Origin of the sequence: Bacillus salacetis, assembly GCF_003581585.1 — a bacterium.
Lineage (GTDB): Bacteria > Bacillota > Bacilli > Bacillales > Bacillaceae_B > Rossellomorea > Rossellomorea salacetis.
This window is the reverse complement of record NZ_QXIR01000012.1, coordinates 86,902-100,010: the sequence shown is the minus strand read 5'-3', so window position 1 is coordinate 100,010 and position 13,109 is coordinate 86,902. Positions and strand designations below refer to the sequence as shown.

11 protein-coding genes are annotated in these 13,109 nt (G+C 42.5%); 1 reads left to right on the top strand and 10 read right to left on the bottom strand.

Features of this window, described 5'->3' with window-relative positions:
• Window positions 1-217: 217 nt before the first annotated feature.
• The 3 genes from D3H55_RS10615 to D3H55_RS10605 all read right to left on the bottom strand — a co-directional run bounded on the left by D3H55_RS10615 (window position 218) and on the right by D3H55_RS10605 (window position 5,049).
• Window positions 218-1,555, bottom strand: a complete 1,338-nt coding sequence (locus D3H55_RS10615; protein ID WP_119546885.1) for a hypothetical protein — start codon at window positions 1,553-1,555, stop codon at window positions 218-220.
• 1 nt (window position 1,556) lies between these two features.
• Window positions 1,557-1,751 (bottom strand): hypothetical protein, encoded by a 195-nt coding sequence (locus D3H55_RS10610; RefSeq protein ID WP_119546884.1) that lies wholly within the window; start codon window positions 1,749-1,751, stop codon window positions 1,557-1,559.
• A gap of 211 nt (window positions 1,752-1,962) precedes the next feature.
• On the bottom strand, window positions 1,963-5,049 hold the full coding sequence (locus tag D3H55_RS10605; protein ID WP_119546883.1) for an efflux RND transporter permease subunit: 3,087 nt from the start codon (window positions 5,047-5,049) through the stop codon (window positions 1,963-1,965).
• A gap of 227 nt (window positions 5,050-5,276) precedes the next feature.
• On the opposite strand from D3H55_RS10605, the gene D3H55_RS10600 reads away from it, so the two are divergent.
• Window positions 5,277-6,128, top strand: coding sequence for a TetR/AcrR family transcriptional regulator (locus D3H55_RS10600; protein WP_119546882.1), 852 nt, complete (start codon window positions 5,277-5,279; stop codon window positions 6,126-6,128).
• A gap of 112 nt (window positions 6,129-6,240) precedes the next feature.
• Here the strand turns inward: D3H55_RS10600 and D3H55_RS10595 are convergent, their stop codons facing one another.
• From D3H55_RS10595 to rlmD, 7 genes are all read right to left on the bottom strand, one after another.
• Window positions 6,241-7,095 (bottom strand): malate synthase, encoded by an 855-nt coding sequence (locus tag D3H55_RS10595; protein WP_119546881.1) that lies wholly within the window; start codon window positions 7,093-7,095, stop codon window positions 6,241-6,243.
• 286 nt (window positions 7,096-7,381) lie between these two features.
• On the bottom strand, window positions 7,382-8,296 hold the full coding sequence (locus D3H55_RS10590) for a sensor histidine kinase (RefSeq protein WP_119546880.1): 915 nt from the start codon (window positions 8,294-8,296) through the stop codon (window positions 7,382-7,384).
• Between the two features lie 22 nt (window positions 8,297-8,318).
• Entirely contained in the window at window positions 8,319-9,068 is a 750-nt protein-coding gene (locus D3H55_RS10585; RefSeq protein WP_119546879.1) for a DUF2705 family protein, read from the bottom strand.
• On the bottom strand, window positions 9,061-9,984 hold the full coding sequence (locus tag D3H55_RS10580) for an ABC transporter ATP-binding protein (RefSeq protein ID WP_119546878.1): 924 nt from the start codon (window positions 9,982-9,984) through the stop codon (window positions 9,061-9,063). Before D3H55_RS10580 ends, D3H55_RS10585 begins: the two co-directional genes overlap by 8 nt.
• A gap of 97 nt (window positions 9,985-10,081) precedes the next feature.
• The gene (locus D3H55_RS10575; RefSeq protein ID WP_119546877.1) at window positions 10,082-10,774 is read right to left on the bottom strand and encodes a response regulator transcription factor; all 693 of its coding nucleotides are present in this window, start codon (window positions 10,772-10,774) and stop codon (window positions 10,082-10,084) included.
• A gap of 197 nt (window positions 10,775-10,971) precedes the next feature.
• A complete protein-coding gene (locus tag D3H55_RS10570; RefSeq protein WP_119546876.1) occupies window positions 10,972-11,424 on the bottom strand; it encodes a helix-turn-helix domain-containing protein in 453 nt (150 codons plus the stop codon).
• Window positions 11,425-11,687: 263 nt separating this feature from the next.
• A complete protein-coding gene (gene rlmD / locus D3H55_RS10565) occupies window positions 11,688-13,061 on the bottom strand; it encodes a 23S rRNA (uracil(1939)-C(5))-methyltransferase RlmD (RefSeq protein WP_119546875.1) in 1,374 nt (457 codons plus the stop codon).
• Between the last annotated feature and the right edge of the window lie 48 nt (window positions 13,062-13,109).

Below are 13,109 nucleotides of genomic sequence, written 5' to 3'. Positions count from 1 at the left end.
TAAGAGTTAGACGAATACCAAAATAATTAAGTTTCCGATATTCCATTAACCTGCAATAATTGAAGATAGGCAATAACTGGTGATCAAGTAGTTGATGTACAGTTATTGCCCCTTTTTAAAATAAACAACTTATACATAAAACGTTAAATAATACCTGAGTTTTTTGAAAGAACTTCTCTCGGTGGGTACTTTGTTAAACATGAAGGTGAAAATTCTATTACACCTTTTTCTCAAAAAAATAATATTCACTAAATACTGGATCATCTCCTGGTACAAAATTCACCTTAATAGTGTCCCCTTGATCCATGTATTTTAACTTTCCTTTGATTTTCTCAAGAGCATCTAACCTCAAACTATTATATATAGATTGAACCTTTTCTATGGGAATAATTTCATTAAAGAGTTCCAAGCGAGCTTCAGAACCAGATTGCTCAAACATTAACTTTTTAACATCCTCATTAGAATCAAAATGTTCAATAATATTTTGTATTGCCTCCTTATCATTGAGCTCCATTGAAAGCATTTTTAGTTTCTTTTTAACAGGTTTATTTTCTATTGCATTTTCTAAAATCTCTATCCATTCCCAATCGCTTTCATCTAATTCTTCAGGTATACTAAATTGTAAATTATAGTATTTCTCAATTTTGTATAACCTTTCAATAAACATATGATCTTTCTCCAGGTTTTCGAAGTCCCCCTCAAAGCTGAAGTTGGGAGCAATGATAATATCTTTATCTGCTTCAAGATTCTTAAAAGCTATAATTCCTTTATCATTAGATACCTGCATTAAGAATTTTAATAGTAAACGATTGGCTTCCACATTAGATCGGAAATCCGGTTTGATTTTCACATTTATTTTAGCTTCCGTTGACTTTCCATACTCCTTGTCAGTATCCCAATACAGAGGGAGCTTTAAGGTAATAAGTAATTTTGAATTATTTTGACTGCTATTATCAATTAATATAAATTTACCATCTTCTTTACCGGAAACACCCATTTCAAGATAATCTACAATAGAAGTATCTGATTCCCCTTTGAAATAAAATTTCATTTTCATCGGCTCAGGTAAGGCCTTTGGAACAATTACCCACTTGCCATTCTCAAAAGATTGATCCAAGTTTGGAGTCTCAACCATTTGATCACCTAACCAGGTTGAAAAAGACTGCATATTAATTTCAATTTCTTCTTGTTTATAATATGCCTCTTCTATCACATCACGAATATCTATATGCTTTTGCTTTTCGTGATTAGCTAGTTTAAAGCGGCCACTATAAGAAAGCGGATATTTCTCATATGCTTCTTTTGTTAAAGCCTCATGTTCCAAAACTGTAGTATTACCTACGCGAGCAGGTTTATAACGATAGTGTGGGAACAAGGGATGCTTAGTTCCTACAAAATCAAGAAGTTTTTTAATTCTATCAGCTACTTCATTATGTCTACCTTCATTTGCCAAACGCTCTATTTCATCATAGATAGATACAGTAATGTGAATATCTGAATTTTGTACAGCCAAATTAGTTTGACCTCTTTGTTTAATTAAACTTTTTTCTAACAAGCTACTTGTCTCCCTTGTTTTCATTTTTAGTATTTATGTTGATTGAAGAGTCCATGAAAGCTGTGTTTGTGCGTCCCTTTTGCTTTATACTTTTTTTATTATTTTTAATTACTATTTTATAAGTTATTGCGCCACCTATTAATAATGCTGCGATAATGCTTGCTAATATTGATAAACCAAAGTCACTAAGTGTCATTTTATGCCCCCCCTAAAGGTTAATTTCTAATACCAATTATTTCAAAACTAGTTATTTTCAGCAAGTGTGTTTTTCCATTTAATGGCCCTTTAAAGGAACACCCCGACATAAAGCCGCTCCACCCAAAAAACAAATCACCGATTAATTCTAAAGGCATTAGACCAAAACAAAACCCCCTCAGATCAACTTGAGGGGGTTTCACTATTTATATTTAGTTCTCTTCAATCTCTTTACGATTCTTCTTCAACATTTTAGAAAGAAGCTCATATACGATCGGCACGATCAATAATGTTAGGATCGTTGATGATGTGAGACCGCCGATTACGGTGATGGCCAGCCCTTTGGAGATGAGGGCAGATCCGGCACCGCCGAAAACCATTGGTGTCATGGCGCCTATTGTGGCAATGGCTGTCATCAGGATTGGACGAAGTCTTGTCGCTCCTGCTTCAACAATTGCATCACGCAGCGGCATTCCATCGCGTTCCATATGGATGATACGGTCCACGAGTACGATTGCGTTCGTTACAACGATACCAATCAACATCAGGAGACCCATCATGACCGATACGGAAATGGTTTCGCCTGCAATATATAGTCCTGCGAAGGAACCGATCACAGCAAATGGAAGCGAGAATAGTATCGCAAATGGTGCCAATCCTTCACCGAATGTTACAACAAGGATGAAGTAAACAATCAGAACGGCTGCAAGCATTGCGATTCCAAGCTGTGTAAATGTTTCCTGCATATCTGCCGCAACACCCGCGACTCCAACTTCGACACTTTCCGGCAGATCAAGCTTATCAATCTTCTTGTCTGCTTTGGAGGTTGCTGCCGAAACATCGTCCGTCGTCACAGTACCAGAAACCGTTGCGTAGTACTCCCCTTCACTCCGGGACAAGGTGTTATACGTTGTACCCTCTTCTGTCGTGACCAGTTCAGACAGCGGCATCGTCGTGCCCGTTGCAGTAGGGATTGGTGTTTCCAGCAATTCATCAATGGATTTTGCATCCGTCTTTTCTTCACGCTGGACGATTACATCTATTTCTTCACCGTCATTTTCCACCGTTGTCAGTACTTCTTCAGAGCCTGAAGCGGTCAATGCCCCGACGATTTGGCCGGTTGTGAGTCCATACTGCATGATATTTTCATGATCCACATTCAATACATGCTCTACATATGGATTTTCCATGTCGGATTCCACATCTTCAAGGTCTTTGACGTCCTTCAAAGCATCTTCAATATTGTTAACAGCAGTATTCAGATCATCCAGATTCTCACTGTACAATGTGTAGCTGACTTCATTCGTTGCCATGCCTCCGCCCATCATATCCTGGGACTTCCATTCGCCGGAGTGGCCAATGTTAAAGACGTAGTCTTCCACTTCTTCTTTTACTTCAGAGAAGTTTTCCGTATCATCTTCAAAGAAGAGATACATCAACGCTCCATTGCTTCCTCCCATCATCATGGTGGAGGCGTCTGCGCTATTGCTGTTGTTGAAGGACAACTGAACCGTCTTAAGATCATCACGCTTCATTAATTCCTGTTCAACTTCTTCAAGATTTTCAAGTGTTTCATCTTCAAGTTCACCAGCTGCTGGTGTATACGTCAGGTAAATCGTTTTCTCCTCTTCCGATCCCATGAAGCTGAAACCGATAAGAGGTGTCAATGCAAGTGAACCGGCCAGCAAAACAATCGCCAGGATGGAGGTGATGATTTTGTGGTTCAATACTTTAACCAATACACCTTTATACCAGTTAGCAAGTTTTCCTACTTCTTTATGTTTCGATTCTTTCTTCTCTCCGTATAGAGACTTACGGAATAAGAAGTGAGAAAGTGCCGGTACGATCGTGATCGCAACAAGCAATGATGCACCCAGCGCAAATGCCATCGTCAAGGCAAACGGCCTGAACAATTCGCCAACCATTCCGCCTACAAACATAAGCGGCGCGAATACAGCAACCGTTACAAGAGTCGAAGACAGGATCGGCTTGAACATTTCGATCGTTGCTTCACGGATCAACGCACGGCCGCGCAGCTTCTCTTCTTGTAAATGCATCCTTCTGTATATATTCTCCACTACAACAATCGAGTCATCGATTACCCGGCCGATTGCAACCGTGATCGCACCCAATGTCATGATGTTCAATGTTATATCAAGCCAGTTCAACAACAGGAATGCCATGAAGATTGATACTGGAATCGATATGATTGAAATGATTGTCGACTTGAAGTCACGAAGGAAGAGCAAAATGATGATGACTGCGAACAAGCCGCCGAATAATGCTTTTTCGATCATGGTGTTAACGGAGTCTTCGATTGGTTCTGCCTGGTCAAGTGTGACATCAATAACCAAGCCGTCGATTTCATCTTCTTGTTCTGCAATTACATCTTTAACAGCTTTCACGACATCCACTGTGTTTGCCTGCTGCCCTTTCGTTACCTGGACAGCAATCGCTTCTTCCCCGTTTGTACGGGAGATGGATTGAACGTGTCCGACTGTTTCAATTGTGGCAATATCCCCTAATTTTACAAAAGGATTTGGATTTGCCTCTGATGGTGTAACAGGTATCATCAGTTCTTTCAATTGATCAATCGTTTTGATGTCGCCATCAATCGCAAGGGCTTCTTCCCCTTCTTCAAACTCCTGAAGGCCAAGGGATAATGCCATGTCACTTGCTTGAACCATTTGCTTGACCGTATCTTCCGAGAGTCCCAATGATTCCATTTTCGCCTGGTCATAAGTAAATTCTACTTCTTCTACATGCTGCCCGGTGATCGTCGATGAGCCTACGCCCTCAATCTTTTCAATCTCCGGCAGAATTTTATCTTCAACAGTTGCGGAAAGATCAACAATGTCTCCCTCTGTACTGCTGACGGATAATGCCACGACCGGCATCATATTCATGCTGATTGCCATGACCGTAGGTTCTTCGGCTTTTTCAGGCAGTGAAATATTATCTATGGCTGCTTCCAGCTCACGTTTTTTCTCATCCATATCCACGCCGTATTCATACTCGATTTGAACCTGGGAGACGTTTGCTGATGAATTTGAATACACAGCTTTAACATCTTCAAGTCCGTCAATCGACTGCTCCATCGGCATGGATATTTCGTCCATGACCTGTTCAGCAGTGGCGCCCGGATACACATCCATAACAATTAAGTACGGAATTGAAACATCCGGTATACTTTCCATCTTCATTTTAGTCCCGGAATATAAACCCGCTACCGTAATGATGATTGTCAATAACCATACTGCAAGTTTATTTTTGAGGACAAAATTAACTAAGCTTTTCACTAAAAGACACCTTCCTCTTCCCTTTTGAATAAGGTTGACAGCTTTGGTATAATGTAAATGACCGGTTAGTCATAACCCCAATAGCAATAAATCAAATATAACTGACCGACCAGTCAGTAGTCAATCTTTTTGTTACTTTTTACACAGTTATTTACGATCACCGTTATCAAAAGTTTCACATTTCGGATATACTATAAGTTGAACACGGGGTTCCGGGGGGATTTACTATGAATGAAAAAGAAATGCAGATAATTGAAGTTGGGATGAGGCTGTTTGCCAGCAAGGGGTTTTCAACCACCTCCGTCCAGGAGATTGCCACTGAAAGCGGGATTTCAAAAGGAGCTTTTTATTTACACTTCAAATCAAAAGACGACCTATTACTGGGGATCCTGCAATATCATTTCGACATGATCAGCAGTGCAATCCGCGAAGAAATAAAGGATATTCAGGATCCCAGGGAAAAGCTGATCCGGGAACAAATGGCAGTCTACTCCCATTTCATCACCCACCGTGACCTTCTTGTCATGCTGGCCAAGGAGCAGGCCATCCCAAGAAATGAGACTGTTAAGCAGCTTATTTTTGAAAAACAAATGTCTACACATCAGAATTACAGAAAGAACATTATAGAAATCTACGGTCCGGAAATCGAGCCCTTCTCATGGGATATCACGATCATCCTTGAAGGCATCATTAAATCATATATGGGCATCCTGCTGTTCTCGACACAAAATTTCGATCTGAGGAGCCTGACGGAATACATGCTGAACAGGCTGGACAGCATCGTCAAAGATATCCATACGGACAAGCCCTTCTTTACAAAAGAAAAAGCAGAAACGGTTCTGTCCAACATGCTATTTTCGGAACAGCCGAAGCTGGCCACCGTCCTGAAAGACCTGGAAGAAGAAGTCGAGAAACTGGGTTCGGACGAACTGGCCGTCACCTTCCAAGTCCTGAAAGAGGAAATTGGCAAAGAGAACCCGCGGGTGCCGGTCATCCAGGGCATGCTGTCCAACTTCTCGGGCTACCCAAGCTTAAATTCCTATCGGGAGTTCATCTCCCAGTACTTTTCGGATAAATGATTGGGTTTTCCCAAAACCATCCTGTTAATCAAACGTTTAATCAACAAGAAAAAAGGACAAGGCCGCTGCCTTGTCCCTTTTTAACACTATTTGCAGTGATCCTTGCTCCTATCTACGCACGCAGTAATGCTCCATTTGGTTCCGGTAAATCTTGCTCAACAATTTGATTCATCTTACAGAAATGATCCAGGAATTGCTGTGCCAGTTCTTGTTCCTCGGTGCCGCTTCTCAATGAAACGATGTCGCGCAGGATCTGGGCCATCCATGAGTTATCAAAATATCGGTATTTACCTGTATTCCACGTCGTCTTCAGAGGGGATTTTTCATTCGCGTAATACTTCCAAAAAGGCATCTGTGCGGATTCCTCTTCTGTAAGCTGAAGTCTGTATTCGGAATGAGCAGGAATGTTTCCATCCTCACAAAGCTTCCCGATGAAATTATCTTTCACCATATAGACACCCAGGATCTCCCTGTCTTTTTCAGGCGAATCGGAATCAATCGCTGTCAGCAGGACCGCGCTGTTCTGATGCAGGCGGATGGGTTTGTTAGGCTTCCCCTTATTATTCCCGCTTTTGATGACACCTGAAGACACCTTCCATTCTGAAAAGGCAGTATTCCGTTCTTCGGCATCACACCACGAAACCATCTGGGATTCAGGATGAAGCGTATGATTTTTCATAAGTTTTTCATGGCCGAGGCGAAGCTCCTGGTATTTCCTTTGCAGCTCCTTCTCCTCTTCCTTCTTCCTTTCTTCCTCTTTCAGTTCCATTTCCTTCTCGTGTAGAATTTTCTCGAGTGAATCCGCAATTTTTTCATCATGCAGTTTCAAGTGCTTTCCAAACACATCCGGGTAAACGAATTTCTTACTTTCCGAGGCGAAGTGTATTTCAACCACCGCATCGCTATGATTGACGATACTTCCCATACCAAACCGCTTATGTGTAACTTTCTTATTGATTAAATTCAATATACTAGTCCTCCTTGTGTTATGACTCGGGTACTATTGCTAAAAAGCTCACAAAAACTGTTTGAATTTCCCTTTGGTGTTATCAAATGTTGATTTAAACGTTCGGTCAAAAATTAACTGATTATAATTATAGCATTTTTTGTAATGGATCACAACTTTTCTCTTGACAACACATTTTGAACCGATGTAAAATGAAATTTTTATTTAAATCAATTGAGAGGCATCTCACTTTTAAACCATAGAAAAAAGGACAAGCCGTCAGCTTGTCCTTTTAGTGGTGAATCATTTATTGTGTTGGCGTTCTTACGGAATTCCATTCGCAAACCATGGTCAATCGATTCCCCTTTAAGTCTGCAGAGATTTTCCCATTCATTTTCTCCATCAAGCTTTTCCCAATCGGCAGCCCCAGCCCGGTTCCTTTTCCTGTCCGGGTCTGATCCGCCTTATAAAAACGGTCGAACATGTGATGGACATCCTGTTCACTAAGCTTATCGACGGTGTTGGATATCCTCAGTTGGACCGCTTCATCCCTTTCTTCAAGGCAGATGGCCACATTCCCCATTGAGTACCGGATGGCATTGACCACCAGGTTTTCCACTACTCTTTTAACAGCAGATGCATCGGCCATTGCCATGACATCATTGTCCGGAATATGCATTTCCGGCTCTATTTTCCTCTTATTAAATTCCTCATAAAAGCCGAGCAGTGCCTCAACAATCAAATCGTTGAATCTGACCCTCTCCATCTTCATCGGATATTCGGTTTGTTCAATAATCGACAGCTCGAAGAAATCCTCAAGAAGCACCTTTAACCTTCCTGCGCTGTTCTTTATCGTTGCGATGTATTCTTTTTTCAGCCCGGGACTAACCTCATCTGATTCCAGAAACTGAATATATCCGAGGATCGAGGTCATGGGCGTACGGATATCATGCGAGATATGAGAGATCGCCTGTTTCAACTCATTTTCCGTTGAGCGCTTGACTGCCTCTGCTTGTTTCGTCAGGTCAATCTGATTATTGATTTCCTTTGCCAGCTCCTCGAAATGGCGGTCATTAAAGTTTATATCAATCTTCTTGCTTGTTTGATTCTGATTGAATTGATGAAGCTGCCGGGTTGTACGTTTGATTTCTTTTTTCAGCAGATAGAAACGAGTGAGGACAATGGCGAATGCTATCATGACGATTATGAACAAATAGAACATTGGACCTCACCCGCTTTCTTGGTTACTTGATTTCTTTTCGTTTAAAAATATAGACGCCTATTCCCCAAAACAGCAGGAACGTCAGAATCGGAATCACTACTATGAAAACCATGTCACTGCTATTCAAGCTCTCTATGATGCTGATTTTGTAAATCAACATAAAAACAGAATGATTGAGTATCGGTTCAAAAAACGGCACTTTGGCTGCCAGCATTTGCAGCGGCCAGTCAGCAAACACAAAGAACATCAGAAGAAATCCTATCGTTTTTCCACTGTCAGTAAACAGAATCGAAAAGATTGCCATGATCGAGGCAAATGCTGCTCCGTATAAAACAATCAGCCCTAGTGTTTGAAGATAATAGGAGATTTCCGGCATGCCGTCAAATCCAAAGTAGACAGCACTCGCCCCTGTCATCACGACAGGTAAAATCAATGATATGATGACTGCTCCAATGGAAAACACAAGTAACTTCGCAGAGTAGATACTCAGCCTGCTTTTCCCTGAAGATACGATGCTTTTCATTGTTCCCATGGAGTATTCACTCGTGATAAAGAAACCGGCGAGGATGCTGGGGATCAGCTTCACAATATTCGCATGCGGTCCAAGTATGCTTTCCTTGTAGTAATCACTTACTGCAGGCAGGCTTGCAGCACCATTGTCGAATTCTATAAGAGGAAACAGCACAGCAAGCGCAAGCAGCATCCAGCTCAAGAAACGGAATGATCGATCTTTCTTTAATTTATACCACTCTGTCCTCATTAAGTTACCCATGCTGAACACCTCCGATGCGATTGCTGAAATACGTTTCCAAATCTTCCCCCATCGGCATGAATTCTTCGATGATCATGCCTTCATCGGTTAACATTTTGGAAACTTTTCCTGGTGCATCAACAGAGGCAAACAGTTTGATCGTTCCGTCCGGCATCACTTCAAACTCCTGTGTAGTTAACCGGCTTTCTATTATGGTTGCCGCCTTGCTCGGATCATCAACTTTGATATGCAGGTACTGCTGGCATTTTTCTTGAAGCTCTTTCGCAGATAACTGTTCCAGCAGCTCGCCTTTATGGATGATGCCATAGTGTGTGGCCAGCAGATGCAGCTCGCTTAAAATATGGCTTGAGATCAAAATCGTGATCCCGTATTCCCTGTTCAGTTTTTTCAGAAGTTCCCGGATTTCCACAACCCCCATAGGATCCAGTCCGTTGATAGGTTCATCCAGAATCAAAAACTCGGGATCTCCCAATAATGCAATGGCCAAACCGAGGCGCTGCTTCATTCCCAAAGAAAAATTCTTCGCCTTCTTTTTTCCTGTATCCTGCAAACCAACCAGCTTAAGCGTTTTGTCGATGCACTCCCTGCCCGGTATGCCTTTCAAAAGACGGTGTGCTTCCAGGTTGTCCTTGGCTGTCATCTGGGGATATAATGCAGGTCCTTCAATGATCGTTCCGATTCTCTTCCTTGCTTCGATGATATCCCGTTCACTATTTTTCCCAAACAATTCATATGTTCCCGATGATGGATAGGCAAGGCCGGTCACCACCCGGATCAACGTTGATTTCCCGGCACCGTTCTGACCGATGAACCCATAAATAGAACCTTTTTCTATCTTTAAACTCACTTTATCAAGCGCCATATTCTTTTGATATTTTTTCGACAATTGGCCCGTCGTCAATACATAGTCACTCACGATGAGTTTCCTCCTTACGTCTACATTTAAATTCGAACACTTCTACACTATAAGAAGGAAACCATAAGAAACCCTTAAGTGAATTCTTAAGAAAACCTTAAGATTTGAGTTTGCAGCCCATTCCCCAGACGGTTTCAATATACTCTTCATCCCCATTTGCTTTCGCCAGCTTGCTCCTGATATTGCTCAAATGGACATTTATCGTATTTTCATCTCCGTAGTATTTTTCATTCCAAACGCTCTCGAACAAGTTCGCCTTGGAAAAAACCTTATGGGGGGACGACATCATCAGAAGCAATATTTCATATTCCCTGGCCGTCAATTTGAGCTGGATCCCGTTCACTGTCACAACCTTAGCGTCCACATCCATAATAATGTCCTTATGTGTCAATTGATTCGTTACCGGTGGACCCGATAGATCACGATATCTTCTCAGGCATGAATCGATCCTGGCAGAAACCTCTTCAATATCGAAGGGCTTGGTTATGTAATCATCAGCCCCCGCCCTTAACGCATTGATCTTTGATTGTGTCTCAAGCTTCGCCGAAATGATGATAACGGGGATATTGCTCTCATTCGTTACCTTTTTTAAAATTTCCTCACCCGATAAACCCGGGAGCATCAAGTCAATCAGGACCATATCCCATTTTTGAGAATCCAAGTATATTAATGCTTCCGTTCCGGAATACGCCGGCTTTGGCGAATAGCCGCTCTTGCTCACAATATTGCACAGCAGGCGGTTGATGTCCTCGTCGTCTTCTATTATTAAAATATTTACTGTATCATTCATTGCAATCATCCTTATATTTATTAACCCTATCATTTATTGAAAATCGGGGAATGTCAAGTTGAGCAAAGCCAGCAGGGAATCAGACGCTTTGACCGGATGGCTGCATTCCATTTACAAAAAAAAAGACCGAAGATCACTAATTGAATCTTCAGCTTTTCCTCTCTATTTTTTTGCACCCTGTTCTACCCATACTTCATTCAGCTTTCCTTATATTTCTCCTTAACGGCACCTGAACCAATACCGCCCCCAACCATCAGTATCAACGGACCAAAGTTCCAAAGGAAAGACCCGCCAATAAAAGTGATATCAAAAGACAAAAATTTGTTCAGAAGAAGAACGCCGATTTTCATGACCAAAAGGACAAACCCAATCAAGAACAATACATCAAAGAAAAACTTTACCTTGGGGTAGGCTAACTGCTTACTATCCTTGATCACCTTCTCCTGCAGTTCTTCATCACTTCTTAACAGTTCATCGATGGTAATGCCAAAGAGGTCACTTAAGCGGATGATCACTTCGATACTAGGATAATTCTGGCCATTCTCCCATTTAGAAACAGACTGCCTGCTCACAAACAGCTGCTCCGCCAACTCTTCCTGAGACCAGCCTTTGTTCTTTCTCTCCGTTTTCAACTTTTCACTAAAAACCATTTCCGTAACGCCACCCTTTACTAATCTATAATTCAATAATGTGTGAGAATAGCATAAAAAGTAAAGATAATTATCGTTGCAACCCATTGCAACTGCTGGTTGCGGGGAGGTTAGAGCACGGTTTAGAGGGGATTTGCTGCTTTTGTGGCTGATGTTGTTTTTCGGGAATTCGGATCACAAACCTAAGACAGCTGCAGGCATGTTTACTTCATCCAAGCCATAAGAAAAAGGACAAGGTGTCCCCTTTGTCCCTTTTCCATCTTTTATCTTAAAACCAACTGCGCCACACACTCCACATGCATCGTCTGCGGAAACATATCCACCGGCTGGACTTCCAGCGTCTTGTAGCCTCCGTCTTCAAGCACTCGCAAGTCGCGTGCGAGAGTGGCCGGATTGCAGGATACATATACAACCTTGCGCGGTTTCATTTCCAATATTGTATTCAAGAGTGCTTCATCGCAGCCTTTTCGCGGTGGATCGACCACTAGCACATCTGCTTTGATGCCTTCTTCGTACCATCTTGGGATTACGGCTTCTGCCGGTCCCGCTTCGAATTCCGTGTTCGTGAAGCCATTCAGTTCGGCGTTTTTCTTCGCGTCTTCAATTGCCTGCGGGACGATTTCGACTCCATATACCTTCTTTGCTTTTTGAGCAAGAAACAGAGAGATGGTTCCGATTCCGCAGTAGGCATCGATGACGTTCTCATCTCCGCTCAAATCTGCATATTCCAGTGCCTTTTCATATAGCACCTTTGTCTGATCAGGGTTGACCTGATAGAAGGAGCGTGCTGAAATCGCAAACTTAACGTCGCCGATGAAATCATAGATGACTTCTTCTCCCCAAAGCACCTTCGTCTGGTCTCCCATGATGACATTCGTGCGCTTGGTGTTCACGTTTTGGATGACCGATTTAACCCCTTCAATGGAGCTCACGATTTCCTCAACGATTTGGTTCTGATTCGGAAGATCTGCCGTGCGTGTCACCAGGACGACCATCACTTCGCCTGTCTGGTAGCCGTAACGGGTCATGATATGTCTCAGCGTGCCGCGGTGCTTTTCTTCATTATATGGGCGTATGCCGTACTTTTGGCAGATTTCTTTTACCTTCTGGATGATCTCATCATTTTTCTCATGCTGGATGATACAGCGGTCCATGTCGATGATTTCGTGGCTTCGCTGCTGATAGAATCCGGCGACCAAGCCGCCTTCCCTTTCGCCGACCGGAACGGCCGCTTTGTTGCGGTATCTCCAAGGCTCTTCCATTCCAAGCGCCGGGTGGACCGGAACTTCCGGAAGCTTGCCGATCCTTGCCATGACATCGCGGACATGCTTCTCTTTCGCCTTCAGCTGGCCTTCGTAAGAAATATGCTGAACCTGACAGCCTCCGCACTGATGGTAAATCGGGCATGGGGGCTCCTGGCGGTACTGGCTTTCCTCATGAATTTCGATCAGTTTGCCAAACCCATAATTCTTGCTGGCCTTGACCACTTTGACTTTCCCTCTTTCACCAGGAAGGGCATTCGGTACGAACAATGGATAGCCGTCTATTTTCGTGACCCCGTTCCCGTCGTGGGTCAGGTCTTCGAAATAGGCATCCTCTATATAATCGTTTTTGTTAACGGGTGCTCTTTTGCTCATCGTATTACTTCCTTCGCTCATTTTGTCGTAACTGATTGTACCATAATT